The 26,473-nt window shown below is 71.2% G+C and carries 20 protein-coding genes; all 20 read right to left on the reverse strand.

The window, feature by feature from the left end:
* Position 1: 1 nt before the first annotated feature.
* The 20 genes from rfbC to ACQPWZ_RS27565 all read right to left on the reverse strand — a co-directional run bounded on the left by rfbC (position 2) and on the right by ACQPWZ_RS27565 (position 26,248).
* A complete protein-coding gene (gene rfbC / locus ACQPWZ_RS27470; RefSeq protein WP_340475899.1) occupies positions 2-553 on the reverse strand; it encodes a dTDP-4-dehydrorhamnose 3,5-epimerase in 552 nt (183 codons plus the stop codon).
* A complete protein-coding gene (locus tag ACQPWZ_RS27475; protein ID WP_433572622.1) occupies positions 550-1,788 on the reverse strand; it encodes a polysaccharide pyruvyl transferase family protein in 1,239 nt (412 codons plus the stop codon). The genes rfbC and ACQPWZ_RS27475 overlap by 4 nt, the downstream gene beginning before the upstream one ends.
* On the reverse strand, positions 1,785-2,732 hold the full coding sequence (locus tag ACQPWZ_RS27480; RefSeq protein WP_433572623.1) for a glycosyltransferase family 2 protein: 948 nt from the start codon (positions 2,730-2,732) through the stop codon (positions 1,785-1,787). The genes ACQPWZ_RS27475 and ACQPWZ_RS27480 overlap by 4 nt, the downstream gene beginning before the upstream one ends.
* Positions 2,729-4,018: a hypothetical protein gene (locus ACQPWZ_RS27485; RefSeq protein WP_433573876.1), complete on the reverse strand. Its 1,290-nt coding sequence runs from the start codon at positions 4,016-4,018 to the stop codon at positions 2,729-2,731. Before ACQPWZ_RS27485 ends, ACQPWZ_RS27480 begins: the two co-directional genes overlap by 4 nt.
* A gap of 5 nt (positions 4,019-4,023) precedes the next feature.
* Entirely contained in the window at positions 4,024-5,307 is a 1,284-nt protein-coding gene (locus ACQPWZ_RS27490) for a DUF4910 domain-containing protein (RefSeq protein ID WP_433572624.1), read from the reverse strand.
* Complete coding sequence (locus tag ACQPWZ_RS27495; RefSeq protein ID WP_340475903.1) at positions 5,295-6,320, reverse strand: NAD-dependent epimerase/dehydratase family protein; 1,026 nt, start codon at positions 6,318-6,320, stop codon at positions 5,295-5,297. The genes ACQPWZ_RS27490 and ACQPWZ_RS27495 overlap by 13 nt, the downstream gene beginning before the upstream one ends.
* 3 nt (positions 6,321-6,323) lie before the next feature.
* Positions 6,324-6,971 (reverse strand): PIG-L deacetylase family protein, encoded by a 648-nt coding sequence (locus tag ACQPWZ_RS27500; RefSeq protein WP_433572625.1) that lies wholly within the window; start codon positions 6,969-6,971, stop codon positions 6,324-6,326.
* Positions 6,968-7,777 (reverse strand): glucose-1-phosphate cytidylyltransferase, encoded by an 810-nt coding sequence (locus tag ACQPWZ_RS27505; protein ID WP_433572626.1) that lies wholly within the window; start codon positions 7,775-7,777, stop codon positions 6,968-6,970. The genes ACQPWZ_RS27500 and ACQPWZ_RS27505 overlap by 4 nt, the downstream gene beginning before the upstream one ends.
* Positions 7,774-9,009 (reverse strand): class I SAM-dependent methyltransferase, encoded by a 1,236-nt coding sequence (locus ACQPWZ_RS27510; protein WP_356704304.1) that lies wholly within the window; start codon positions 9,007-9,009, stop codon positions 7,774-7,776. Before ACQPWZ_RS27510 ends, ACQPWZ_RS27505 begins: the two co-directional genes overlap by 4 nt.
* A complete protein-coding gene (locus tag ACQPWZ_RS27515; protein WP_433573877.1) occupies positions 9,006-10,250 on the reverse strand; it encodes a glycosyltransferase in 1,245 nt (414 codons plus the stop codon). The genes ACQPWZ_RS27510 and ACQPWZ_RS27515 overlap by 4 nt, the downstream gene beginning before the upstream one ends.
* Before the next feature lie 11 nt (positions 10,251-10,261).
* Positions 10,262-11,530 carry an O-antigen ligase domain-containing protein gene (locus tag ACQPWZ_RS27520; protein ID WP_433572627.1) on the reverse strand — a complete coding sequence of 423 codons (1,269 nt, stop codon included), beginning with the start codon at positions 11,528-11,530 and terminating at the stop codon, positions 10,262-10,264.
* A 1-nt stretch (position 11,531) separates the two neighbouring features.
* On the reverse strand, positions 11,532-13,058 hold the full coding sequence (locus ACQPWZ_RS27525; RefSeq protein ID WP_433572628.1) for a right-handed parallel beta-helix repeat-containing protein: 1,527 nt from the start codon (positions 13,056-13,058) through the stop codon (positions 11,532-11,534).
* A gap of 8 nt (positions 13,059-13,066) precedes the next feature.
* Complete coding sequence (locus ACQPWZ_RS27530; protein WP_433572629.1) at positions 13,067-15,043, reverse strand: alginate lyase family protein; 1,977 nt, start codon at positions 15,041-15,043, stop codon at positions 13,067-13,069.
* On the reverse strand, positions 15,040-17,256 hold the full coding sequence (locus tag ACQPWZ_RS27535) for a bi-domain-containing oxidoreductase (RefSeq protein WP_433572630.1): 2,217 nt from the start codon (positions 17,254-17,256) through the stop codon (positions 15,040-15,042). The genes ACQPWZ_RS27530 and ACQPWZ_RS27535 overlap by 4 nt, the downstream gene beginning before the upstream one ends.
* A gap of 25 nt (positions 17,257-17,281) precedes the next feature.
* On the reverse strand, positions 17,282-19,210 hold the full coding sequence (asnB, locus tag ACQPWZ_RS27540; RefSeq protein WP_405573416.1) for an asparagine synthase (glutamine-hydrolyzing): 1,929 nt from the start codon (positions 19,208-19,210) through the stop codon (positions 17,282-17,284).
* 3 nt (positions 19,211-19,213) lie between these two features.
* Positions 19,214-20,725: a Wzz/FepE/Etk N-terminal domain-containing protein gene (locus ACQPWZ_RS27545; RefSeq protein ID WP_433572631.1), complete on the reverse strand. Its 1,512-nt coding sequence runs from the start codon at positions 20,723-20,725 to the stop codon at positions 19,214-19,216.
* Positions 20,722-22,119, reverse strand: coding sequence for a Wzz/FepE/Etk N-terminal domain-containing protein (locus ACQPWZ_RS27550; RefSeq protein WP_433572632.1), 1,398 nt, complete (start codon positions 22,117-22,119; stop codon positions 20,722-20,724). Before ACQPWZ_RS27550 ends, ACQPWZ_RS27545 begins: the two co-directional genes overlap by 4 nt.
* Positions 22,116-23,381 carry a glycosyltransferase family 4 protein gene (locus ACQPWZ_RS27555; protein ID WP_340475919.1) on the reverse strand — a complete coding sequence of 422 codons (1,266 nt, stop codon included), beginning with the start codon at positions 23,379-23,381 and terminating at the stop codon, positions 22,116-22,118. The genes ACQPWZ_RS27550 and ACQPWZ_RS27555 overlap by 4 nt, the downstream gene beginning before the upstream one ends.
* The gene (locus tag ACQPWZ_RS27560) at positions 23,371-24,687 is read right to left on the reverse strand and encodes a nucleotide sugar dehydrogenase (protein WP_433572633.1); all 1,317 of its coding nucleotides are present in this window, start codon (positions 24,685-24,687) and stop codon (positions 23,371-23,373) included. The genes ACQPWZ_RS27555 and ACQPWZ_RS27560 overlap by 11 nt, the downstream gene beginning before the upstream one ends.
* Before the next feature lie 82 nt (positions 24,688-24,769).
* Positions 24,770-26,248 (reverse strand): sugar transferase, encoded by a 1,479-nt coding sequence (locus ACQPWZ_RS27565; RefSeq protein WP_433572634.1) that lies wholly within the window; start codon positions 26,246-26,248, stop codon positions 24,770-24,772.
* Positions 26,249-26,473 lie beyond the last annotated feature (225 nt).

Consider the following 26,473-nt stretch of genomic DNA (forward strand, 5'->3'; position numbering starts at 1 on the left):
CTCAACTCTCCCTGTGCTTCAGGACCTCGGCGAGGCTCGGCGCCTCCCGGTCCCGCTGGGACATCGATGTGACCGGCAGCGGCCAGGGAATGGCGAGCTCCGGGTCGTCGAAGGCGATCGTCACGTCCTCGGCCGGATCATGGGGGCGGTCTATCCGGTACGAGGTGTCGGCGGTTTCCGTCAGTGCCTGGAAGCCGTGCGCGCACCCCGCCGGGATGTACAGGGTCACCTGCGTATCGCCGGACAGCTCGAAGGAGGCGTGGTTGCGGTAGGTCGGCGATTCCGGGCGCAGGTCCACGACGACGTCGAAGATCTGCCCGTACGAGCACCGCACCAGCTTGGACTCGCCGGCGCCGGAGCGCAGGTGCAGACCGCGCAGCACGCCTCGGACCGAGCGGGACACGCTGTCCTGGACGAAGGCGTTCGGATCGAGGCCCACCGAGCGGACCACGTCGGCGTCGAAGGTGCGGCAGAAGAAGCCGCGCTCGTCGGCGTACGACGTCGGCTCGAAGAGGTACGCGCCGGCGATCGCCGGGACTTCGGTCGCCTTCATGGAGTCTCCTGCCGGGTGCGGGCGTGTCCGTGGTCGGTCGCCGGGAACAGGGCGGCGGTCAACGCGGTGAACTGGTCCTCGAGTTGGCGGGCGACGACCAGGTTCCGCTCGGCGAGAGTCCGCCGCAGCTCCGCCGATTGCTTCTCCAGCTCCCGGAACTGCTCCAGCAGCCGGTCGGCGTCCACCTCGCGAGCCGGGTGGCAGTACGCGTCCAACCCCATCCGATCCATGAGCGCGTCGCTCTTCGCCGCATAGCTCAGTGCGAGCGTCGGGGTGCCGACCTTCAGCGCGCAGATCAGGTTGTGGTACCGGGTCGCCACCACCGTGTCGGCAGCCGCCATCTCCTTCATCAGGTCGGCCAGCGAGGCCGCCTCGGCGGCGGTGACCAGCGGCGAGTCCACCGCGTCGAGGATCGCGGTGACCACCGGCGCATCGCACGCGTCGCCGATGAGCAGCCGGACCGGCCTGCCGTCCTCGACCAGCGCGCGGACGAACCGGGTCGTCCCGTCGAGGTAGCGCCGGTGGATCTCCTCGGCACGGGCGCGGTCGTCGTTGCCGCCGTGGAAGGCCATGACGCCGACGCAGACCGGACCCGGAGGACCCGAGGGCGCCCCCGCGCTCGGTGTCGGCAGGGCGAACGCGAGGTCCGGGTAGACGTCGTCGCGTGCGGTGTCCACGCCCATCGCCCGCATCGCGTCGCGGGACAGGGCGTCCCGGTACGACCGGTACGTGGCCAGCCGTGCCGACCGGCGCACCAGGGCCCGGGTCGGCCGGTCGCCGATCGCCGCGGCGCCGACGCCGACCAGCGCGACCCGGGTGCCGAACAGCCGGCCGGTCGCACAGAGCAGGAACAGCGAGTACGGGAAGCCCCACGGCCGCAGCGGCAGCGTGGCCTCCAGGACGCCCATGCCCGGCACGATCACCACGTCGTGCCGGCGCACCCAGGCGGCGGTGCGGAACGCGTCGGCGAGTTTGCCCAGAGCCTTGCCCGCGATCGCGCGCGCACGCGACGCGGTCCGGTACTCCCCGCGGTACCAGTGCAGCCGAGTCGCGGGGATCCCGTACCGGGCCGCGACGACCTCGGGTCCGCCGCAGAGCGCGTCCACGACCGCCTCCGGATGCTCGGCGCGGAGGTACCCGAGCACCGCCTCCAGCGACCCGTCGTTGCCGAGGTTCCCGGAGCCGAGCAGGCCGAACACCCCCACACGCACCGGAGTTTCGTCCGCGGACGTCATGCCTGCCTCCCCTCGCGTCCGGCGACGAGGGCGTCGACGGAGACGGTGAGGCGGCCCGGGTCGACCGGGGCGCGGTCCTCGACCCGCTCGCCCGCGCCCGGCCGGACCCGGCTGGTCATCCATGCGGCCAGGTGGCGGAAGCACGCGCGGCGGTCGGCCGGGGACAGCGGAGCCCGCCGGATCGCCGCGACGAAGCCCCAGACGTACTCGGCGAGCAGCCGGGGCGTCGGGTGCAGCGCACCTGCCCGGCGCGGGTCCAGATTGACGCAACGGGATCGCTTGGACGGGTTCGCCCGCTCGGCGCGGGTGGGGTGGTCGCGGCGGAAGTACAGCAGCTCCGGCACCTGGTGGAAGGGCCCGTTCAGGACGATCTCGGCGACGAAGGTCCGGTCGGCGTGGTGGTAGCTGTTGTGCGGCCGCACCCGGCGCAGCATGTCGGCACGCATCACCCCGTAGAAGTCGTCGCCACCGGGCTCGAACAGGAAACTGCGGAAGCGCTCCGGCGCGTGCGGCGAGCCGGTGGCGAGCCCGTACTCGTACGGGACCTTCAGCTGTCCTTCGCCGTCGATGACCGCCTGGTCGGAGTGCGCGAGGATCACGTCCGGCCGCTCGTCCAGCGCCTCCACGCAGCGCCGCAGCAGGTCCCGGGCGTAAAGGTCGTCGTGCGAGGCCCACTTGAACAACTCGCCGCGGCACTCGGTGAAGACGTAGTTGTGGTTCGGCGCGGCGCCGATGTTCCGCGGCAGCCGGATGTACCGGATGCGCGAGTCCTGCGCGGCGTACGTGCGGCAGAGGTCCTCGGTCCCGTCGGTCGAGGCGTTGTCGGAGATGACCAGCTCGAAGTCCTCGTAGGTCTGGCCGAGCAGGGCGTCGAGCGATTCGGCGAGATACTCCTCGCCGTTGTAGACGGGCAGGCCGATGCTCAGCCTGGGTTGCGCGGTCATGGTGTCCTCACTTCGGGAATGGTGTCCTGGTGGTGCTCGCGCAGGGCGGAGCGCAGCTGGAGCCACCACACGGCGGAGCCGGCGAGCGTCGCGGCGGCGACGCCCCAGGCCGAGCCGACCGTGCCGGCCAGGGCAGCCCCGCCGAGCCCGCCTGCCACGTAGCAGGCGGAGGCGAACAGCTGGCAGCGCAGGCTGCGCCGGGCCGCGGCGAGTGCGCGCAGCCCGGCCGCCGCGCCGGTGCCGAGGCCCGCGCACGCGACGCCGATGGTGACCGGCACGATGAGCTGTGAGGCGGTGTGCCAGACGTCGCCGAGCACGAGTTCGCCGAGCCGGTCCGGCATCAGGAGCAGCGCCCCGCCCCAGAGCAGCGCGGCGACGGCCTGCCCGCCGCCGAGGAGGAGGCAGAACGTGCCGAGGCGGTGCGGGGCCTGCCGCAGCACCCGTGCCGCCTCCGCGACCGTGACCAGCGAGAGACCCATCAGCACGGCGAGGAACGGGCCGAGCAGGAGCTCGGCGCCCCGGACCGCACCCACCGCGCCGATCCCGACGATCGCGCCGAGCCCGTACGCACGCAGCTGGCCCGCGCCGCTGAGGCTGACGTTCTCGACCAGGTACCGGTAGCCCAGGTCGCGTTGCTCGCGCAGCCACGCGCCTGCCCGGGTCGCCCGGGGCCGGATGCCGGACTGGATGCAGCCGTACCCCGCGGCCACCGTGGCGGACGCGCCCCAGGCGAGCACGAATGCGGCCACGCTGCCCACATGGGCCGCCACGACCAGGGCCGGGACCAGCGCGATACCCCACACGAGGTCGTTGACGAAGGCCTTCCGCCCGAGGCCGGCGGCGAAGAACGAGTACCGCCAGGCGTCCTGGAGCAGCAGCCCCGGCAGCATGACGCCGAGACAGGCGAACGCGGGTCCCACACTGCCGCCGAGAGCGACGCCGACCACCACGCACACCGCACCGATGGCGGTACCGACGCCGAGCGCGGTACCCGACGACCGGGCCACCGCCCCGCGCCAGGACGCGTCCGACACTCCGCTGAAGCGCACCACGAGCGGATCGGTGGCAAGGCCGCGGGAGACGTTGAGCACCACGCCGTACGTCACCCAGGCGAGGCTGAACACGCCGAACGCCGTCACCCCCAGCGAGCGCGCCACGTAGATCCCCACCGCGAAGTTGCTGATGCTGGAGGCCGCCTGGTCGGCAAGTCCCCAGGACAGCCGCCCGGCGAAGGCCCGCCGGGCGGATCCGGCCGGTGCCGTTGCCTTCTCCTCCTCGGTGGTCATCTGCGTCACGCCTTGATCAGACCGGCGCCGTGCAGGGCGTCGGCCGCGGCGGCGACGGTGTCGAACGGCAGCCCGGACCGCTCGGCGACATCCAGCAGACTGTGCTCGCCGTCGGAGAGGCTGAGCACCCAGAGCATGGCCATCTGGGCCTGCTTCGCGTCGCTGCGGCCGCCGAGCGAGTCGTACAACCCGCGTCGGCCGAGCTGCGGTTCGCCGTACGGGCTGAGGTTGAGGTAACTCCGGTTGCGGTCGAGGACGGCGAACGCCTCGCGGCAGACGGCGAGCGTGTCCGCCATCGCCGCGGGGGAGACGAAGTCCGGGTTGTCCGCCGAGGTGTGGTACTCGGGGTAGCCGGCGTACGGAGTGCGGCTGAGCGAGCCCACGCCGAGGTCGAACCCGGGCGAGCAGTACTGCCGCTCGTCGTAGCCGTACGGGGTGAACTCGGTGACGTGGTGCGGGCGTTCGGAGGCGGCCAGGACGTGTCGCATCACCCGGTCGATCTCCGCGTCGCCGCGTCTGCTCTGTTTGTACGTCAGTTGCCCCGAATCGCCGGCGCAGGCCAGCACCAGCCCGTGCTGGAAGCGCTCGATCCGCTCCGCGTTGCGGGCCAGCCAGGTGATCGCCCCGATGGTGCCGGGCGCGTAGATGAACCGGTAGGTGTAGTACGGCGTCTCCTGCGCCAGCGCGCGGGCCAGGTACGTCGCCACCGCGATGCCCGCCAGGTTGTCGTTGGCCAGCGACGGGTGGCAGACATGGCAGGAGACGATCACCTCGTCGGGGACCTGACCGGGGATCACATGCTCGGCGTAGGTGAGGTGGCCGTCCGCGAGTGTGGAGTCGATGCGCACCTCGTAGTCGCCGTCCGGCAGCGCGTCCAGGGTCTCCTGCGACAGGCAGAATCCCCACTCCGGCGTGTAGTAGCTCGTGCGGTACGGCACCCAGGCCGGGTGGTCCGGCAGGGTGTGCAGGTGTGCCCGCAGCTCGGAGAGCGGCATGGTGCGCGACACCGGCACGCTGTAGCCGAGCACGTGCAGGCTGGACGCGGCGAAGTCGACGACCCGGTTTCCGGCGGCGTCGGCGATGTATGCGTCCCGGATGTTCCACTCCTGGGGCACCGTCCAGTCAAGGACCTGTGTCCCGGTCGGCACCTCGTGCGTCCGCAGCGGGATGTACTCGCCGACGATGTCCAGGGTGGCCCGCACTCCGTCGCCGGTGATGCTCCGGCAGAGCGGGTAGAGCCGCTCCACCAGCGCGTGCATCTCTTCACCGGTAGAGGTCATCGGCGCCACCGCAGGGTGTCGTCGACGGCGCCGGCCTCGGACGCCTCGCGCAGCACGGCGAGGCGGGTGAAGCGTCGCTCGAAGTCCTCCCGCGTCAGCCCGTGTTTCCGGTAGGCGTCGGCGAGTTCGAGCGCGCCCTGCTTGACCGTCCACTCGCAGTCGAAGCCGGGTATCGCGGCGCGGAACCGGGAGAAGTCCACGCGGTAGGAGCGCGGATCGGCACCGTTCTCCCCGGTGATCTTCACCACTGCGCCGGAGACCGCCTCGGCGACCTGCTCGGCGATCTCGGCGACCGTGACGTTGTTGATCTCGCTGCCGATGTTGAATGCCCGGTCGTGCACGGCTTCGCGCGGCGCGGTCAGCGCGGCCGCGAAGGCCCGTGCGATGTCGGCGGCGTGGACCAGCGGACGCCAGGGGGTGCCGTCGGAGAGGACGAGCACCTGGCCGGACAGGAGCGCGTGGCCCACCAGGTTGTTGAGCACGATGTCGGCGCGCAGCCGGGGTGAGTAGCCGAAGGCGGTGGCGTTGCGCATGTACACCGGGCTGAAGTCACCGTCGGACAGCGCATGCAGGTCGTCCTCCACCCGCACCTTCGACTCCGCGTAGGGCGTCACCGGGCGCAGCGGGGCGTCCTCGGCCACCAGGTCGTCACCGCCGGAGGCCCCGTAGACCGAGCAGGTCGACGCGTACAGGAAGCGCCGCGCTCCGGCGTCGCGTGCCAGCCGGGCCAGGTGTACGGACGCGTGGTGGTTGATGTCGTAGGTGAGCTCCGGCGCCAGCGATCCCAACGGGTCGTTGGACAGGGCGGCCAGATGGATCACGGCGTCCACCCCGGCCACGTGTTCGGCCGTGACGTCGCGCAGGTCCACCCGATGCCCCGGCAGGGCCGCGGGCGGCGGGCCCAGCACGCAGTCGGCGAACAGGCCGGCGTCGAGCCCGACGACCTCGTGCCCGGCGGCCGTGAGCACCGGGGCCATGACGGTGCCCAGGTAGCCCTGATGTCCGGTCAGCAATACGCGCAAGGTTCATTCCCCCAGGTCGAGAGTGAGTTTGGTGACGGCGAAGGCCTCGGCGTAGCGCTCCTGGCATTCGATACCGCGGATCCGGGCCAGCCCGAGGAAGGCCTCCCGGTCGTACCAGGGCCGGTGCCGCTGCGAGGGGTAGTGCTCCTGCAGCAGCCGCACCTTCTGTTCGGCGATCTCCGGTGACAGCGGCTGGTACGCAGAGGGACGGCCGAGGTCGCCGTCCCACTTGACGATCTCGTAGCCGAGCACGAGGTGATCGCGGAACGCGGTGGGTATCAGCTGCGCCAGGCCGCGGTGATCCTGGTGCGCGTCATCGGTGCGCGGGGCCAGGATCAGATCCGGGTCGGTCTGTCCGCGCAGTTCCTCGACCGCGGCCTTGGCCTCCTCCCAGTACGCGGGCAGCCGGCCGTCCGGCAGCTTGTGCACGGTGAGCCGCAGGTCGGCGCCGGGACAGAAGGCGGCCAGCGCGGCCTGCTCCTCCTGCTCCCGGTCGCTGCCACCGCCGGAGAGCACCAGCGCGTCGACGCGGATGCCCGGGCGCGCGAGGCACATCGTCAGCAGCGTGCCGCCGGCGCCGATGGCGATGTCGTCGCAGTGCGCGCCCACCGCGGCGATCCGGTCCGGACGTCCGGCGCCGAGCCGGATCATGTGGTCCTCATTCCGGCCTTCGCCCCCGCGCCGTCCCGTTCCCACACGGCCCACGGGCGGTCGCCCCGGGCATGGGCGGCGTCGAGCGCGGCCCGCTCCTTCACCGTGTCGGTCGGTTTCCAGAAGCCGCGGTGCTGGTGCGCCACCAGCCGTCCGTGCTTGGCCAGTTGGGCGCATCCGTCGGCGACCAGGTCCCCGTTCTCCGGGATGTGGTCGAAGACCTCCTGGCGGAGCACGAAGTAGCCGCCGTTCTCCCACAGCGGCAGTTCGCTCACCGCGGTGATGCCTCCCACCAGGCCGTCCTCGCCGAGGTCCACGCAGTGGAAGGACGACTGCGGCGGCACCACCATCATCGACGCGCCGGCGTCGCGCCCGGCGAACCGGTCGATCATCTCCGGCAGCGGGGCGTCGGTGAGCACGTCGGCGTAGTTGGCGAGGAACATCTCGTCGCCGTCCAGGTGGTGTCGCACCCGGCGCAGCCGTTCCCCGATCGGTGACTCGACGCCGGTCTGAGCGAACGTGATCGTCCAGTCCGAGATGTCGGTGGACAGCAGCTCGGTCCGTCCCCCTCGCAGCACGAAGTCGTTGGACGTCGTCTCCTCGTAGTTGAGGAAGAAGTCCTTGATGTGGTGGGCCCCGTACCCGAGGCACAGGATGAACTCCGTGTGCCCGAAGTGCGCGTAGTAGCGCATGACGTGCCAGATCAGCGGGCGCGGGCCGACCATCGCCATGGGCTTGGGCACGTCGTCGGGGGTTCCGTTGCGCATCCGCATCCCGTAACCGCCGCAGAACAGAACGACCTTCACGACGTGACCTCGACAATGCTCAGTTCCGGGATGGGGAAGACCAGTCGGCCGCCCCAGTCGCCGATGAAGGACAGTTGCTCGACCAGCTCGGCCCGCAGGTTCCACGGGAGGACGAGGACGTAGTCCGGCCGGTCGACGGCAATCTGATCGGGCGACAGGATCGGGATGCGGGTGCCCGGGGTGAACCTGCCGTGCTTGTAGGGGTTGCGGTCGACCGTGTACGGGAGCAGGTCGGGCCGGATGCCGCAGTGGTTGAGCAGGGTGTTGCCCTTGCCCGGTGCCCCGTAGCCGACGACCGTCTCGCCGCGGTCGGCCGCCTCGATGAGGAACCGCAGGAGGTCCCGGCGCACCGTGGCCACCCGGGCGGAGAACTCGGTGTACCCGGACAGCTCCTGGAGCCCGGCGGCCTTCTCCCGGGCCAGCACGTCGGCCACCTGTCCGCTCGGCTCGCCGGCCACCTCGGCCGGCCGGGCCCACAGCCGGATGGAGCCGCCGTGCGTGGGCAGCAACTCGACGTCCACGAGTGCGAGTCCGCCGCTGGCCAGCGCCCGGATCGCGGACGCGACCGTGTAGTACTGGAAGTGCTCGTGGTAGATCGTGTCGTACTGGTTCTCCTCGATCAGGGTCAGCAGGTGCTGCACCTCGATGGAGACCCAGCCGTCGTCGGCGACCAGGGCGCGCAGCCCCTGGGTGAACCCGACCACGTCGGGGATGTGCGCGTACACATTGTTGGCCACGACCAGGTGTGCCGGTCCGTGCTCCTTGCGGACGGCCGAGCCGGTGGCCGGGTCGAGGAACTCCGTCAGCGTGGGCACACCCGCGTCCCGCGCCGAGGCGCCGACGTTCACCGACGGCTCGATGCCCAGGCAGCGGATGTCGCGGTCCACCACGTGCCGCAGCAGGTACCCGTCGTTGCTCGCCACCTCGACCACGAAGGCGTCGGTGCCCAGACCCAGCCGCTGCACGGCGTCGGCGACGAACGTGCGCGCGTGCTCCACCCAGGAGGTGGAGAAGGAGGAGAAGTACGCGTACTCGCTGAACGTCTCCTCCGGCGTGATCAGCGGCGGGATCTGCGCCAGCCAGCAGTCGGTGCAGACCCGCAGGTGCAGCGGGTACGCCGGCTCCGGTCGGTCGAGTTGGTCCGCGGCGAGAAAGCTCTCACATGGTGGCGTCGCCCCAAGGTCGACGACGCTCGCCATCGCTTCCGAGCCGCAGAGTCGGCATCGTGTCATCTGCTGTCCCCATCCCCCCTGCTCGCGCGGACGTTTCCGCCGCGAGCCAGTGCTGACCGTCCCGCGATCGCGGTGCGGTACTCCTCCAGCAGGCGCTCCAGGCCGACGGCCGGGCTGAACCCCTGCTCGTATCGGTGCCGGGCCGCCTGACCCATCTCCCGGTTGCGGGCGGGCTCGGACGCGATCCGGCGTACGCAGGACGCGAGCGAGGCCGCCTCGCCCGGCCGGTGCAGCAGCCCGGTCACGCCGTCGTCGACGAGTTCGACGAAGGCGCCGTGGCCGGCGGCGACCGTCGGGACGCCGGCCGCCATCGCCTCGACGACCACGAGGCCGAACGCCTCGAGCCATGTCGAGGGAGCCACCACCGCGACCGACCGCGCGATGGCCTGCCGGCACTCCGTCGTGTCGTACAGGCCGACGTAGCGCACGTCGTCCCGGCCCGCCGCCCAGGCGGTCACCTCCCGCTCCAGCGGCCCGGCGCCGGCGATCACGAGGGGCACTCCCACACCGCCGCTCGCTGCGATCTCGTCCCACGCGGCCATGAGGAGCCGTACGCCCTTGGCCTCCGCGAGCCGGCCGAGATAGAGCAGATGTTCGCCGGTGCCTGACCGGCGGGCCTCCGGGTCGGGCACGAAGTTGTGCTTCACCGCCAGCCGTTCGGCCGGCATGCCGGCCCGCACCAGGACCTCGCGCTGCGCCGCGGAGATGCAGAAGAACCGCTCCACGCCGGACCACCACCGCCGCCGGTTGACCCGCAGGCTGACGGCGAGCGGCACCGTCGCGAGGCGGGAGCTGCGATAGCAGCCGTGCCGGACGGCGGGCAGCGCCGTCGCCGACCCGACGCATTCGGTGCACGGCCGGCCGTCCCGCTGCAGCGTGCCGGGCGGGCAGACCTGGGTGTAGTTGTGCAGGGTGGCGACGGCGGGCACGCCGGCGTCGGCGCAGGCGGCCAGCACCGCGGGTGACAGGAGCGGGAAGACGTTGTGGATGTGCACCACGTCCGGCCGCTCGGTGTGCAGCCGGGCGGCGAGCTCCGCACGGACCGCCGGGTTCCACGGCACGAGCAGCGGCACTGCGGCCTTGCTGAGCAGGGAACGGGCGGCGATGTCGTCGCTGCGCCGCTCGAACACCGTGACCCGGTGGCCGGCCGCGCGCAGCAGCTCCGCCTCCTGGTCGACGACCTTGTTCTCCCCGCTCGGCTGCGCCGAGGCGTAGCGGTTGTGCACCACGAGAACGTGAATGCCGTGCATGGTCAGATCACCTCCGATCTTCGGGCCCATCGCGGGATACGTCGTCGAGGTACGTCGGGCGCGGCGAGGGGGGCGGGCGTGGCGAGGGAGGCGGCCGTGGCCGGCGCCGCCAGCAGCGAGGCGGCCAGGGCCAGATGCAGCAGATACGGCGAGGCGTCGCCGAGGCCGGCCTCGGTGTACGACGCGATCGCGCAGTAGCTGATCAGGAAGATCGCGCAGGCCCTCGGCAGCGACGGTGGTCTCAGCAGCGCGACGCCGCCCAGCACGACGATGATCGCCGCCACCAGGGTGACGCCGGTCAGACCCTGCTCGTGGTAGACGGCCAGCCAGCTGTTGTCGATGGGCAGTCCTCCGAACGACTTGTCGCCCAGGCCGATGCCGAACAACTCCTCCGCGGACGTCCGGGGCGCTGCCAGCAGGGCGTCCCAAACCTTGGCCCGACCGGTGAGGCTGGTGAAGTTCTCCTGGCTCTGTCCGCGCAGGAACCACTCCCGCAGCGCGGAGCCGAATCCCACCGCGGCCACCGCGGCGCACACCACCGCCCAGGTGAAGAAGCGGCGGGCCGCGGTGCTGGTCAGGATGAGCGAGCCGATCGCCAACGCCAACCCGATGAACAGGCCGAGCGTGGCCGTCCGGGTATGGGTCAGAGCGAGCAGGACGAGTGACGGCACGATGACCACCGCGGCGCTGACCCGGTCGGTCCGCCGGCCCAGGACGAGCAGCACGGTGAGCCCGATGATCACCGCGGCGTACTGTCCGATCTGCGGCGGGGTGAGCGGCCACAACGCGCCGACCAGCCGCCCGCCGTAGAGCTCGGGCATGGCCGCGCCCGGTGAGACGACCAGGCCGGCGGCCACCGACCCGAGCACCGCGAAGTACACCCGGATGTGGTGCCGGACGAACGTGAGGCCGCCGTTCCACCAGCGGCTGAGCAACCACAGCGTGCCGATGAAGAGAGCCAGCCGGGCGCATCGGAACAGTGCGCCGAACCCGGACTCCAGGTCCGCGCTGGAGATCACGCTCGGCACCAGCAGCAGGGTGAGCAGGAAGACGAAAGCGCTGGGCCGGATGCGCAGATGGAGGTTGACCGCGAGCGCCAGCGCGAACGCGGCGACCAGGGCCCCCATGGTGACCATCTGGATGAGGGAGCGGGGGAGCGGGACGATGGTCTTCGCCCCGGCGGAGCCGAGCGTGTTGAGGATCAGCAGCCCCCAGACCGCCCCGACGATCTTCGCCGTGTGGTCATTGTGGTCCGTGTGGTCCGGGCTCATCTCAACCACCGTTCCCTGCACGGAAGGTGCTGCCCGCGTCCTGCTGGTACGGCGTGCCCTGCCACTGCACGGGGTCGAGTATCCGGCTCGGGTCGTGGGCGACGAACTTCCATGGTCCGAGGTAGACGTTGTCGTGCCAGCGGTTGTGCTGCCGGTGGGTGATCGCCTCGGCCACCCGTTCGCCCTGGTACGGCGACCAGTCCGGATAGGTGCCGTAGTTGGCCAGCACCGCCATGCGGTCGCACTTGACCGCGCAGTCGACGACGGAGGTGTCCAGCACGAAGCGGTTGTGGTGGATGTCCACCCGCTGTGTCTTCCACCGGCAGTCGGCGTAGAGCGGTGCGCCGGCGATGGCCGGCTGTGCGCAGCGGCCGGTGGTGTCCACCAGCAACGTGCAGTCGCCGGCGGAGGTGTTGGCCGGGCTGTTGCAGAAGCGGTCGGCGTTCTCCCACAGGGTGATCCCGGACCAGTTGTTCTCCAGCACGTTCCGGTAGATCTCGATCTTGTCGGTACGGGCCCGGACGCGTGGTTCGCCGCCGGACTCGGACAGGTAGATGGTCGCGAACGGGAAACTGTCGCCGCGGTCGGCGTAACTGCGGCCCTCGACCCAGTTGTTCCGCCGGATCGTGTTGTTCCGGATGACCGCGTTGTAGCTGGTCTCGTAGATCAGCGCGGCACCGTCGTTGGCCTCGAGCAGGTTGTTCTCGATGCGGAAGTCGTTGTTGTTGGTGTCCGCCCACAGCCCTGCTCCGCGGTTGTCGTGCACCCAGTTGCCGCGTACGTCGGCGCCGTTGACGGCCCAGAACTTGATGCCGCCGGTGCAGCCGCAGCCCGGTCGCCGCCGTTCCCAGTCCTCGGTGTTGTTTCCCGCGATCTCGTTGCCCTCGACCACCAGGCCGCGGATGGCGTCCCCGGCCTTGTAGGCGTTGATGCCGTACTGGCCGTTGTCGCGCAGGCAGCTGGCGCGGACCTGCTGGCGGGCACCGGCCATCAGTCCGGCGCCGGAGTTGTTGCGGATCGTCGCGTGCTCGATCACCCACCCGTCGGCCGAGTCATGGTTGACCACGCCCTCGTTGTGCGGGGCGACGAAGCCCTGCACGGTCAGGTGGCGGATGGTGACGTTGCGGGCGTTGCCGCTGAACGCGTACTGGTTCTTCTTCCGGCCGTCGAGCACCGCGCCCGGCGCACCGAAGTAGCGGTTCCCCTCCTTGGGAACGACCTGGGCGTAGCGGTCCGGGGCGAGCGTGTGCCTGCCCGGCCGAAGCCAGAACGAGGTGTTCGGAGGGCTGCTCCGGGTCTTTGCCGCCAGGTCGCCGACCACCGCGGGGTCGACCGTCACGGCGCCTGCCGGCGCCTTCGCCGGCCCGGCGGCGGGCTTGGCGCACACGCGGGCCACGGGCGTGGACGGCGCAGCGGTCGGCTTCGCCCGGGCGGTGGGCGTGCTCTCACTCTCACAGCCGGTCGCCGCGAGCAGGGCCAGCGCCAGTGGTGCCGCAGCCCATGCCCGGTGCCGCCTCTTGATCTCCACGCGCCCCCCTAGCCGTGGAACCTGAGCACGGTGGTGAAGCCTTCCGTGCCGTCGGTGAAGCCGGTGCCGACCAGCGTTGTGGTGGGTTCCTTGCGCCCGAAGCCGGCGGAGTACCAGCCCAGCGGCGGGTCCGTCTCGCCGCGATGCGCCTGCCAGGTCAGCTGCCCGGGCAGGTCGAACTCCGCGGTGCGCTCCTGCCCGTCCCGGGTCCAGGTGAGCTGTGCCCGGTTGTCCGCCAGGTCCGCGGTGATCGCCGGGCCGAGGTGGAATGCCAGGCGCACGGCCCGGCGCGGGCCGCGTACCTCGTCGACCACCCTCAACTCCTGTGCTGCGGACCTCAGTTCCACCCGGCGGCGGTGCACGGAGCCCTGGTAGCCGTCGTGTTCGGCGCACCAGCGGGCCGTCCCCCCTTCGGAAGCGCCGGATGTGTCCGCGGTCAGGACGCGGCTGCGGGCATGCCGGGTCCACAGGAACGGGCCGCCGGAGACGGACTGGTCATGGCCGTCCAGTTGCAGGGTGTTGTGGCCGAGCGTCGACCGGAAGTACTGCCGCCACTCGGGTTGCCCGTGGTAGCAGTACGTCCCCGGGTCGGCGAGCACGTCGACCCCGTCGTGCCGGACCTCCAGGGACAGCGCGTCCGCGTGGCCGTGCGCGGCGATGGACAGGAAGCCGTGCGGGCCACCGTCGCAGCGGCACCAGATCTCCCCCGGACCGCGCAGGATGGTCATGCCCGCGTCGGCGAAATGGTCCGGTCGGCTTGCCGGGCGGGTCGCGGCCGGCGCTGTTCCGGTGTTCGTGTGCGGCCGGATGAGCGCGGCCAGCAGCGGGGTGCGCACATCGGTGCCGGTCACCGCCGGCCACCAGGCGAGCCGGCCGAACACCGCGTCCCCGGTGGCCAGCAGCGAGGCCCAGCGGTCGGTGCCCGCGCCGTCCACGATCAGACCGTGCCCGTCGTCCGCATCTCCCTGGCGTGGCGGACGTAACCGGCTGTCCACGACGGCCGCGAGCGCGTCGGTCATCCGCTGCAGTACCAGCCGGATCGACGCGGGGAGCGGCACGCCGGCGGCATCCGCCTCGGCCGTCGCGGCCAGGCCGAGTTCCAGCACCAGGCCGTGGTACTCGGTGGCCAGCTCGCGGTTGAGGCCGGATGCGAAGGTGTTGTCGTGCAGATGCCGCTCCAGCGACCGCAGCGCACCGGCTCGCCAGCGTGCCGAGGAGGGGAACCACCCGAACGCGCAGGCTGCGGCGAACTGTCCGGCGGCCTCCGCGATGATGTGGTTGTTCGCCGAGGACCCCCGGCTGGGGAAGGCGGCCAGCCAGCGCTGGTGGTGCCAGATCTGGTTCAGCGCCACCGGGTTGTCCTCGAAGAGTCCGGCCGCCCCCGGCCAGCCGTCGAGCAGCCGGCGGATCCACACCCAGGACAGCAGCCGGATGCCCAGCTCGATGCCGCTGATCCAGTGCACGCCGCGCAGCGGTGGGTTGGCGGTCCACCACGACCGCAGGTGCTCGGCGACCCGCTCCGCGTACCGCTCGTTGCCGGTGATCGCATAGGCGGCGGCGAGCACGGTGAGGTACTGATGCCGGGACAGCTCCCAGATCTGCTTGATGTCCCCGACCGCGTCCTCGTTGCGGTACGGCACGTCGAAGGCGTAGCCCCACGGGGCCCGGCGGCCGGTCTTCGGGTCGCACCACCAGTCCGGGTCGTCCAGGTCGTCGCGGACCACGCCGAAATACTCGGCGTGCCCGTACATGAGCCGGTCCGCCTCGGCGATGAGACGCTTCGCCGCGTCCGGAGGTATGGCCGCGATCGTCCCGGCGGGCAGTACCGCGGTGAACCGGGCGCCGGTCACGCTCGGGCAGTCCGGCCGCGCCGACCGCCACCGGCGCCTGCGTACCGCGTCGCCCGCCCGCCCGCTGATCTCCCGAGGTCCCATCCGGGACAGCCGCCGCAGGTACCAGCCCGGACTCCCCGAGCTCACCGTCATCGTGTCCTCGCCAGCGTCACCGGCGCGCCGCCGGCTAGGCCGGCCTGCACGGCGAGGGTGGCCGATGTGGTGGTGACCAGGGATTCCAGCGGTACCGGCATCGGCCCTCCGGTCCGCACGGCCTTGATGAACGCGGCGAGTTCGGCGGACTGGCCCTTGTCCCGGGCCTTGGGCAGCCGCGAGCTGACCCACCGTCTGCGGCCGGCCCCTCCGTCCACGAACAGCGAGGCACGGACGAAGTCGTCGAGTCGCAGCACCTTGCCGTCCGCGACAAGGTCCAGCGTTTCCTTGGGGAAGCCGGCCGCGCCGGTGGTGACGTAGCTGATGGTGGCGGTGGACCCGTCCGGGTAGCGCAGCACGATCTGCATGTCACTGCCGACCTCGTTGCCGGTCGTGGCGACCGCGTACACCGAGACCGGGTCGGCATCGAGGAGCCAGCTCGCCGTGTCGATGAAGTGTCCGCCCTCGCCGGCGAACCGTGAGCCCTCGGTGCCCTGTTGGAGGTACCAGCTGCCGTGCTGCAACCGGCCCGCGTTGACCAGGTAGCGCAGGCTCGCCGGACCGGTCCGGGCGCCGAACCGCTTCTTGGCCTCCTGCAACAGCGGCGCGAACCGGCGGTTGAAGCCGACCTGCAGCCGGTCGTTGCCGGACTCCTCCACCGCTGCGAGCACATCGGCCAGGTCGTCCTCGGTGAGCGCCAGCGGCTTCTCCACGAACACCGCCTTGCCGGCCAGCAGCGCCTTTCGGGTCAGTTCGGCGTGCGAGCTGTGCCGGGTGACCACGAACACCGCGTCGATGGACTTGTCGCCGAGTACGGCATCCAGATCGGTGGTCGCCTCGGCGAAGCCGAACTTCCGCTGGGCGTTGGCCGCGGACAGCGCCGTCGTGGTGACGACGGTCGACAACTCGACGCCGGCGCGCTGTGTCAGATGAGGCAGCAGCATCGACGTCGCGTAGTTCCCCGCGCCGACGAACGCCAGCCGCACCGGCGCCGTGGCGGAGCGGGCCGGGGTGGACACCGAGCCGCTCCGCCGCTTCACCGCGGGCACGGTCACCACCGGGGCCACCGCCTCGGCTGTGTCCTCAGCGGGGCCGGCGTACCGGAACAGGACGGCCACGGCCTTCAGGTCGCCGTCCTTGAGGCTCTGGTACGTCGCGACGGCGTCATCGAAGTCGGCGATGTGGGAGACCAGGGGCTCCACGTCGACCCTGCCGCGGGCAAGGAGATCGAGGAAGCACGCCAGGTTCCGGCGTTCCGTCCAGCGTACGTAGCCGATCGGGTAGTCCCGCCCTTCGAGCTCGTACCCCGGGTCATAGCGTCCGGGGCCGTAACTGCGCGAGAAGCGGACGTCGAGCTCCTTCTCGTAGTACGCGTTCCACGGCAGGTCCAGGCGGCACTTGCCGATGTCGACGACACGGCCGCGGTCGCGGCAGAGCCGCGCGGCCAGCTCGACGGGCTGGTTGCTGCTGCCGCCGGCGGCCAGGTACACCTGGTCCACGCCGTGACCGCCGGTGAGTTCGGCGACGGCGGCCTCCACGGCGGCGGAGGCGGGATCGCCGCAGGCCGCCGCGCCCAGACGCTCGGCGAGCTCGCAGCGCGCCGGGTCGGGGTCGGCCCCGACGACGCGGACTCCCGAGGCGGTGAGCAGCTGCGCCACCAGCTGCCCGATCAGCCCGAGGCCGACGACCAGCGCGACTTCGCCGAGCCGCGACTCGCCTTGGCGGACGCCCTGCATCGCGATCGACCCGACGGTGCCGAAGGCCGCGTGCCGCGGCGCGAGGCCGTCCGGCACCGGGGCGTAGAGGTTCTTCGGCACCCAGTTCAGTTCGGCGTGCAACGCGTGCTCGTTGCCGGCGCAGGCGACCAGGTCGCCGACCTTCACGTCGTCGATCCCGGCGCCGACCTGCTCGACCACCCCGCACAGCGAGTAGCCCAGCGGTGTGTAGGAGTCCAGCTTGCCCATCACCTTGCGGTAGGTGGCGGGCACCCCGTTGGTGGCCACGCTCTGCATGACCTTGGCCACCTGGTCCGGGCGGGAGCGGGCCTTGCCGAGCATCGACATGCCGGCCTCGGACACCTTCATGAGCTCGGTCCCGGTGGATATCAGCGAGTAGGCGGTGCGGACCAGCACACCGCCCGGCTTGCACCCCGGCACCGGCACGTCGAGCACCGACAGCTCGCCGCTCTTGTAGTTCTGAACAACCTGCTTCACCCGAGCTCCTCTTGTTTCTACGCCGTCAAGCCGCTTGGCTCTGGCCGGAGCCAGAGGTCGCGTCGCGATACCAGTACTCGAGCGTCAGCACATGCCACAGATGCTTGGAGAAGTCCCGCTGCCCGGCGGCGTCCTCGGCGACCATGCGCGCCAGCGCATCGCGGCGCAGGAACCCGGAATTGACGAGCACGCCGTCGTTGACCACCTCGCGCACCAGCGGTGCCAGGTCCCGGCTCATCCAGGCCCGCAACGGGGCGCTGAACAGGCCCTTGGGCCGGTACACGATCTCCCGGGGCAGGATCGAGGAGGCCGCCTCCTTGAGGACGGCCTTGCCCTGTCGTCCGGCGATCTTGCGGTCGCCGGGCACGGCGAACGCCGCCTTGACCACCTCGACATCCACGTACGGCACGCGCACCTCGGTCGAGGCGGCCATGCTCGAGCGGTCCGTGTACGCGAGGTTCAGGCCCGGCAGGAACATCCGGGCGTCGCCCAGGCACATGCGGTTGACGAAGTCGTCGAGGTCGTTGTCCTGGTAGATGTCCGCATGTTCGGTCAGCACGTCGTCGACCGTGGGTGCCAGGTCCGGATCGATCAGGGCGAGCAGCTCGTCCTGGTCGTACATGGTGTAGCTGCGCCGGAACGCGGTCTCCTCCGGCAGGTCGGCGAAGGAGAGGAACCGCTTCGCGAAGCGCACCGAGCGGTACCCCCGGCGGGCCGTGGCGACCGGTAGCCGGTTCACGGACGTGGACAGGGCACGGCGCAGCGGCCGTGGGACGCGCTGGTAGCGCAGCGCGATCAGGTTGGCCAGGTGCTTGCGGTACCCGGCGAACAGTTCGTCGGCGCCCATCCCCGAGAGCATCACCTTGACCCCGGCCTCGCGGGCGGCCGAGCAGATCAGGAAGGTGTTGATCGCGGCGGGGTCGCCGATCGGCTCGTCCAGGTGGTAGGTCATCTGCGGCAGCAGGTCGAGCACGTTCGGAGCGATCTCGATCTCGTGCAGATCGACGCCGAACCGCGCGGCCACCTGCCGGGCATAGCGCAGGTCGTCCGGCATCGCCTCGAACTTGGCGTCCTCGGCGCGGAACCCGATCGTGTAGGCGGAGATCCCGGGCCGGTCGCGGGCCGCCAGTGCGGTCAGATAGCTGGAGTCGAGACCGCCGGAGAGGAAGGTCGCCACAGGTACGTCGGAGAGCAGGTGGCGACGCGTCGACTCCTCGACGATGGCGGCCAGGTCCGGCTGCTCGCCGGCCCGGGCCCGCTCCTGGCCCTCGGCGGCGATGTCCTTCAGGTTCCAGTACCGGCCGCGCTCCACCCGGCCGTCCGGCCGGCACCGGAGCCAGCTTCCCGGTGGCAGCTTCTCTGCTTCGCGGAACGCGCACCGCGAGTCGGGCACCCAGTAGTACAGCAGCGAGGCCACCAGCGCCGCGTGGTCCACCTCCAGCCCTCCGCCGGTGGCGGCGGCGAGCGCCTTGAGCTCGGAGGCGAAGACGAGGCCCTCACCGCGCCGGAGCAAGAACAGCGGCTTGATGCCCAGTTGGTCGCGGGCGAGCACCAGGTCACCGGTTCGCTCGTCGAAGATCCCGAAGGCGAACATGCCGCGCAGCCGCGGCAGGCAGTCCGTGCCCCAGCGTCGCCAGGCTTCCAGCAGTACCTCGGAGTCAGAGGTTCCGCGAAAGCGCACCCCGGCGGCCGTCAGCTCGGCACGGAGTTCGGGCGCGTTGTACAGCTCTCCGTTGTAGGTGAGGGCGAGGCCGCCCGAGACCATCGGCTGGGCGCCGGTTTCGGACAGGTCGATGATGGCCAGCCGGCGGTGTCCGAGCTGCACTTCGCCGTCACCGACGGGGTGGCTGTAGCGGCCTGCTCCGTCCGGACCGCGGTGGGCGAGGGTATCGGTGAGCCGGTCGGTCACGGCCTTTCCGTCCGGCCAGCGGTACGTGCCTGCGATGCCACACATGTCTTACCGCGCTTCCTGGTCGATGTCCGGGACTCGTGCCCATGACGGCGGCTGACTCCGCGGCCGGTCCGTCACGTTCTCCCGGGCCCGCGCGTTGTGGCTGCGCAGCGCGGTGTGCAGGCCGTCCCACAGCGTGCCGTCGGTCCGGTCCCGCGGATCGGGGTCGATCAGCACCACACCGATCACCGGTATGAGCAGGTCCGCGAGTTGCCGCGCCACGGTGTGCAGCCATGCGGCGTTGCCGTGTCCGGCACGCACGACGAGCACGGTCTGCGTGCCGAGGTCCGGAAGGGTGGTCCATGCGGTGCCGGGCGCCACGGAGCCGACGCCGAGCCGGCGCTCCCGATGCGGCACGGTCGCGGCGGCTTCGCTGCCGACCACGGTGGGGTCTCCTGGCTTCGGGCGGCGCTTGGCGAGCTGTCGGCCGGGCAGAGCGTCGATGACGACCACCGGCTCCTCCGCCGCGAGTGCCTTGGCGAGGTCCAGGACGATCACGCTCGCGCTGTGCGCGCAGCCCAGTTCGAGCAGCGACACGGGTTCCGCGGAACCGCGCACGGTGCGGGCCAGGGACGCGGTGAGCCGTTCGCGTGCCGCTCGGGTCCGCCGGCGCTGCCCCAGCCGGCCCGAGCGGCGGGGCAGTTCCGCGATGACCGAGGCGCCGAGGTTCGCCGCGATGTCCCGGCGCAGTACGGGGCGGTCCGCCACCACGGTGCCGACGGCGGCCAGCGCGAGCCCGAGGACGAGCCCGAGGACGAGCCCGATGGCGGCGTTGGTGGCAGCGGCCCTGGGCAGGGAGTGCCGCACCGCGCGGGGGGCGTCCACGATCTGTGTGCCGGCGACGAGCCGGGGTGTGCCGGTGCGCGCCTCTCCGGCGCGCTGATCGAAATCGGCTATGCGCGAGGTGAGTTCGGCCCGGCGGGCGAAGAGTGACTCGAGGTTCGCGGAGTCTTCGGGGCCGCTCTGAGGCGATGCCTCGCCGATCGCCTCGTTGACCTGGGCGAGTTCGTCCCGCATGCGGTCACGCTGGCTGAGCAGATCCTTGGCCTCGGCGTTCGCGGCTTGCTGGATCCGTCTCACATGGTCCGCGACGAACGCTTCGGCCAGCGCCTTGGCGCGAGCCACCGCTTCGGCGTCGCTGTCACCCGTCGCATTGATCTGCAGCAGGTTGTTGGTCAGACCGACACCCTCGTAGTCCTGCATGAAGTCCTCAGGTTTTACCGGGGAGTCGAGGGACTTCAGGGCTGTTCCGGCGATGCGCGTCGTCTGCAGCAGGGCGACGTCGGTGCGGATCAGTGTTCCGGGGTCGTTCGGCTGGTCCGCCTGATGGGCGACGAGCACCTTGGTGACCGCGGTCGGCGGCGGCGGCATCAGGACCGCCACCGCCGCGCCGGCCAGCAGTCCGAGCAGCGCCATGGAGCACCAGAGGCGGCGGCGCCTGCGCACCGCGACGACCAGCGCGTGCAGGTCGAAGAGCGGAGTGGCGGCCGACGACTTCGACGTCGTGCTCGTCGTCATGCTGTACCTCCCCTTGCGTCGACGCCCACCGGAACGGCCGGAGTGGCGCCATCCGGAGAATCGTCGGCGGATGGCGTCGGACGGCCGCGGACCGTGCCGGCGACGACGATGCCGACGACCTTGTGCCCGGCGTCCGCGCACGCCTCGGCGATGCCGGCGAGCTCTGCCGCGGTCCAGTTGCCCGCGCTGAGCACGACCAGGGCACCGGACTCTTCGTCGCGGTCCGGAATCAGCGGCTGGGACACCGAAACCCCCACCACGCGCAGCGCGGGGTAACCCCTGCTCGAAGAGCTGGGGGAAGGATCGCTCCGGGCCTCGGCGACGAGGTGCCCGGCGGCCCGCTGGGCGATCTCGTCGCCGTCCGGGACGACGACCAGCAGCCCTGCGGGGGACGGCAGTTGGTCCCGCAGGCGGGCGCACACCCGCCGGTAGCGGATCTTCCTGCCGGCCTCGTCGCCGGACGCCTGCGGGGGCGGTGTGTCCCACCGCATGTCGACGCCGAGCAGCCGCCGGATCCGGGCCCGCGGGCCAAGGCCTTTCGGCCGACGCGCGCGCGGTTCACCAGGTACGTCGACCGTACCGAGGAGGGCCGAGCCCAGCGCGGCGGCGATCTCGGCTTCGCTGCGCAGCCGGCGGCTCATCCGTGCGGCGGTGAGATGGCCGATGACCGTGATCAGGAAGAACAGCAGCGCACCGCCGACGATGAGCTGCATCCTCGTCGGCGGTGCCTCGCCGGCCGGCCGGGCAGCCGGCCCCATGACGACCATGTTGGCCTTGTTGGTGGCCGGGTCGGCCTGCTCCAGCTTGCTGACGGCCACCTGGAGTGCGGTGCGCAGTTTCGCGAGCTCGGTGCGGGTCTGCACGCTCTCCACGGTCCGACCCGGATCGGCTGCCTCGGCCAGCTCGGTGATACGGCGGCTGGTCTGCGCCACCATCTTCCGCAGCGCCTCGGGCGCCGCCGCCGTCTCCGGGTCGGCGTTGTCGCCCGCGATCCGCGCGGCGAAGGTGACGTACTGCTGGGCCACCTGGTCGGAGAGCCGCTGCGCACGCTCCGGGGTCTCGGCCGTTCCCGAGATCGTGATGATGTTCCCGTCGGCGGCCTCGGCGTTCACCCGGTCCCGCAACTCGCTGCCGCTGACCCCGCTCCAGCCGAGCGTGGCAGCCGCGCGGTCGACCACGACCGAACTGGTCGCGATCTCCGCCTGGGTGAGCAGCTCGCGTTCCTCCCACGCCCCGGGCAGCAGGACGGATGCCGACGTCGTGTAGCGCGGCGGCAACAGCAAAGAGGTGCCGTAGCCGGCGAGCGCACCCACCAGGGTGAGGACGGTGAGAAGCCGCCGGCGCCGACGGATGATCCTGCCGATCGTGGCCAGGCGTATCGTGTCATCGCTCAACGGTGCGGCCTCTTCCCTGCACGGTCCGGGTCGCCCGCCGATACCGGAGTGTGGTTGCGGCAGGCTGCGGCGTAGGCGGCGAGCAGTGACGCTTGCGAGTTCCGCCAGGACAGCGGTCCGCTGATCCGTTCCTGGCCGATCCCGCCCATACGGGCTCGCTCCTGCGGATCGTCGAGCAGCAGGGCGATGAGCTTGGCGAACTCGGCCTCGTCGTTGGCCGGCGCGTAGACGGCGGCGTCACCGGCGGAGACGCGCGCCTCCTTCAGGTCGAACGAGACGATCGGCCGGCCCATCGCCATGTACTCCAGGACCTTGTTCATGGTCGACACGTCGTTGAGCGGATTACGCGGGTCGGGAGACAGGCACACGTCCGCCGTGGACAGGTAGCGCACCAGGTCGGCGTCCGGAATGCGCCCGGTGAACTGCACCTGCTCGGTGAGTCCGAGCTGCCGGGACAGCTCCACCATCGCGTCGAAGGCGTCGCCGGCACCGACGAACACCGCGTGCCAGTCGGTCCGCCCGAACTCGTCGCGCAGCTTCGCCAGGGCCCGCAGGGCGTAGTCGACGCCGTCCTGAGGACCCATGACGCCGAGGTAGCACAGCAGATGCGGCTTGCCGCGCTTCAACTCCGGCTCGGGAGGCGCCGGTTGGAACCGGTCGGTCTGGGGCGCACTGCGCACCACGAAAACGTCCTCAGGGCGTCGGCCGCCACGGCGCACCGCGACGTCCCGATAGCTCTCGTTCGTGGCGAGCACGATGTCCGCGGCCCGGTAGGTCCGCCGTTCCAGCGCGCACACGGCGCGGTAGAGCAGATCCTTGCCGCGGCCGAACCGGGAGAGGTACAGCTCGGGTACCAGGTCGTGCTGGTCGAAGACGAACCGCGCGCCGCGCCGCTTCAGCCACAGCGCGGGCAGGAACAGCAGGTCGGGCGGATTGCAGGCGTGGACCACGTCGACCGGGCCGACCTTGCGGGCCAGCCGGGCCGTGTGCCACAACGCCGTTCCGTACTCCCGCAGGTAGCCGGCCGGTCCGCCGGTGGCCGCGCGCAGCGGGTAGCGGTGGATCCGCACCCCGTCGATCACTGCCTCCGGCTCCGTGTCCCGCTTCTCCCCCCGGGGACAGATGACGTGCACCTCCCAGCCCGCGTCGCGCAGGGTCGTGCACTCCTGCCACACCCGCCGGTCGAACGGCACCGACAGGTTCTCCACCAGGATCAGCGCGCGACGGGCCGTCCCGTCGCCGCTGGTTGCGTCACCAAGCAAGGCCCACGTACCCCGGTTCGGTCCGGCGCGCTTCGGCGTCGGGAAGGTGGATGAGGTCGATGATCACCGGGCCGTCGCCATGAGGCAGCGCCGAGAGCACGGCCGGGTCTCTGGTCCCGACCAGGCACACCTCGGCGTGCTCGAGCACGTCGTCGACGGAATCCGCGAGCAGCCGGGCGAGGTGTGGCAGCCGGGTCTCGATGTACTCGCGGTTCGCACCGAGCAGCCGGGAGAGGTTCACGTTGGGGTCGTAGATCCGCAGGTCGTACCCCTTGCCGAAGAGTGTCTCCGCCAGTTCGACGAGCGGGCTCTCGCGGAGGTCGTCGGTGCCGGGTTTGAAGGACAGCCCGAACAGGCTCACCCGGCGCTTGCCGGTGCGTTCGACCAGCTCCACCGCGCGTTGCAGATGTGCGGAGTTGGAGGGCAGCACATGGGCGAGGATGGGTACGGAGACGTCGGCCCGCTGCGCCGCGTGGACCAGGCTGCGCAGGTCCTTGGGCAGGCAGGAGCCGCCGAAGGCGAAGCCGGGCCGCAGGTAGGCGGGGCTGATGTTCAGCTTGCGGTCGGCCAGGAACACGTCCATCACCTGGTGCGAGTCCACGCCGAGCGCCTGGCACACCGCACCCAGTTCGTTCGCGAAGCCGACCTTGAGGCCGTGGAACGCGTTGTCCGCGTATTTGATCGCCTCGGCCGTCGGGACCGGCACCCGGAACACCTCGCCGGGCAATCCTTCGTACAGCGCCGTCAGCACATCGCCGCTTGCCGGGTCGAGCTCGCCGATGACGGTCTTGGGCGGGTCGAAGAAGTCCCGCACGCTGGTGCCTTCGCGCAGGAATTCCGGGTTGACCGCGACTCCGAAGTCCACCCCGGCCGTGCCGCCGGCGTACTTCTCCAGGATCGGGACCAGCAGGTTCAGACAGGTGCCCGGCAGCATGGTGCTGCGGAACACGATGGTCTGCCGCCCGCCCCGCTCGGCCACCGCGGCACCGATCTGCTCGGTGACCCGCTCCAGATATGTGGTGCACAGGCTTCCGTTGGGCTCCGACGGTGTACCGACGCAGATCAGCGACACCTCGCTGCCCATGATCGCCTCGCGGACGTCGCCGGTGGCGCGCAGTGCTCCGGTCCGTACGACGTCGGCGATGAGCTCGCCGATCCGCTCCTCGACCACCGGGGCCTTGCCGTCGTTGACCAGGTCGACCTTGACCGGGTTGACGTCCACCCCGATGACCTCGTGGCCCATGCTGGCCAGGCACGCGGCCGACACGCAGCCCACGTAACCGAGCCCGAAAACGCTGACTCTCATGACGCGTTCCTCCCCCCAGACAGGCCTTGGTGGCCTGCCGTACCTGCGTCGGCCGGCCGGTTGAGCCGCTGCCTTCCGCGCATCAGTAGGCCCCCTGCCCGTGGAGCACGGCACGCAGCGTCTTCCACAAGATCACTGTGTCCAGGGCGAGCGACCAGTCCTCCACGTACCGCAGGTCGAGGCGGACCGCCTCCTCCCACGGCAGGTCGCTGCGTCCGCTGATCTGCCACAGGCCGGTGAGTCCGGGCTTGACCAGCAGCCGTCGCCGGATGTCCGGGCCGTACGCAGCGCACTCCTCCGGCAACGGCGGCCGCGGACCGACGAGCGACATCGAGCCGGTGAGCACGTTGAAAAGCTGCGGCAGTTCGTCGATCGAGTACCGGCGCAGCACGGCTCCCACCCGGGTGACTCGCGGATCCCGGCGGAGCTTGAACAGCAGCCCTGCCCCCTCGTCGAGGCCGGCCAGCTCGGCACGTGCCCCGTGGGCCCCGGCGACCATGGTGCGGAACTTCAGGATGGTGAACTCGCGGCCGTCCTTGCCGACCCTGCGCTGGCGATAGACCGCCCCACCCCGGCTGTCCACCAGGACGAGCAGCGCGACGAACACCATCAGCGGGGCGAACAGCATCAGCAGGACCGCCGCGGCCACGCGGTCGACGACCCCTTTGACCGCCCGGCGGCCCCCGGTGAAGGTCGGCATGCTGACCCTCAACAGCGGGATCCCGAGCACCGCGTCGACGTGCAGCCGCGGTCCGGCCACCTCCATGAGCACGGGGGCCACGACCATCTCGGCATCGCTGCCCTCGAGGTTCCACGCCAGCCGCTGGAGCCGGTCCGGTGACCAGTGCGGGTCCGGTGTGACCGCGACGACACGGTAGCCGTCGCGGCGGACGTGGCCCGCGACGTCCGTCAGTCGGCCGACGACCGGCACACCGTCCAGTTGGTCACCGTCGAGCCCGAGACCGTCCGTCGTGCACACGGCGTCCACCCGCCAGCCGAGGTGCGGGAACTTGCGGGTCCGGCTGATCAGGTCGCGCACGGTGGCCGGGCTCCCGGCAGCGAGCACCGGTCTCAAACACCGTCCCTCGTACCGCTGTTTGTGCAGCCCGAGGCGGAGCAGATATCGCTCGGTCATCGTGACGAGCGCGATCGCGGGGATCGCGACGAAGATCCAGAGCTTGATGTTGCGCGAGGTGAGGGCGATCCCGCCGAGCGCCAGGACGACGGTCGCCGTGAACAGTGAGCGTCCGAGCCGGCGGAATTCCTCGGCGCCCTGGCCGAGTACCGCCGGAGCCCACGACCGGTTCACCGCAAGTGCTCCCAGCACCAGCAGTTCGGTGCCGAATGCGAGAATTCCCCACTTCTCGTGCCAGTTGGCCGCGTCTCGGGACCCGAAGAAGTTGCCGATCGCCGCCACCACCAAGGCGGTGGCCACGGTGTCGCTGATGATCACGGTGCGGCGGTACCGCTGTTCCCAGCCGTTCACAGGCCGGCTGATTGCCCCATTCGCCAGACGCCCCCGCGTCGACGGAACAGGGCCGACTAGTCCCCCCTGTTGCACAGAACCCCCCAGGTTCCCAGTGGTTCGACGTGCTCGCCTAACACTGTTCCTCCCCCCGGGGGCCCCCGCCCCCCGCACGCATCCACCCCTCGGGAGGCCCATCGCCCCCCGCGCCGCGCTGTTCCTCGTCTGTGGGAGGGCCCCCGCCCGCCCCTTGCACGACATCACGGCCGCTTCGGCGCTACTTGAACAACCCGCCCTGCCAGCAGCGGACTTGCACGTCCT

This window comes from Streptomyces sp. CA-251247 (assembly GCF_050952975.1).
In the GTDB taxonomy this organism is placed as follows: domain Bacteria; phylum Actinomycetota; class Actinomycetes; order Streptomycetales; family Streptomycetaceae; genus Streptomyces; species Streptomyces achmelvichensis.

What these genes read in the sequence shown, in the direction of transcription:
- rfbC (WP_340475899.1), bottom strand. Translation starts at nt 553, where the DNA reads ATGAAGGCGACCGAAGTCCCGGCGATCGCCGGCGCGTACCTCTTCGAG.
- ACQPWZ_RS27475 (WP_433572622.1), bottom strand. Translation starts at nt 1,788, where the DNA reads ATGACGTCCGCGGACGAAACTCCGGTGCGTGTGGGGGTGTTCGGCCTG.
- ACQPWZ_RS27480 (WP_433572623.1), bottom strand. Translation starts at nt 2,732, where the DNA reads ATGACCGCGCAACCCAGGCTGAGCATCGGCCTGCCCGTCTACAACGGC.
- ACQPWZ_RS27485 (WP_433573876.1), bottom strand. Translation starts at nt 4,018, where the DNA reads ATGACCACCGAGGAGGAGAAGGCAACGGCACCGGCCGGATCCGCCCGG.
- ACQPWZ_RS27500 (WP_433572625.1), bottom strand. Translation starts at nt 6,971, where the DNA reads ATGATCCGGCTCGGCGCCGGACGTCCGGACCGGATCGCCGCGGTGGGC.
- ACQPWZ_RS27510 (WP_356704304.1), bottom strand. Translation starts at nt 9,009, where the DNA reads ATGACACGATGCCGACTCTGCGGCTCGGAAGCGATGGCGAGCGTCGTC.
- ACQPWZ_RS27520 (WP_433572627.1), bottom strand. Translation starts at nt 11,530, where the DNA reads ATGAGCCCGGACCACACGGACCACAATGACCACACGGCGAAGATCGTC.
- ACQPWZ_RS27530 (WP_433572629.1), bottom strand. Translation starts at nt 15,043, where the DNA reads ATGACGGTGAGCTCGGGGAGTCCGGGCTGGTACCTGCGGCGGCTGTCC.
- asnB (WP_405573416.1), bottom strand. Translation starts at nt 19,210, where the DNA reads ATGTGTGGCATCGCAGGCACGTACCGCTGGCCGGACGGAAAGGCCGTG.
- ACQPWZ_RS27545 (WP_433572631.1), bottom strand. Translation starts at nt 20,725, where the DNA reads ATGACGACGAGCACGACGTCGAAGTCGTCGGCCGCCACTCCGCTCTTC.
- ACQPWZ_RS27560 (WP_433572633.1), bottom strand. Translation starts at nt 24,687, where the DNA reads ATGAGAGTCAGCGTTTTCGGGCTCGGTTACGTGGGCTGCGTGTCGGCC.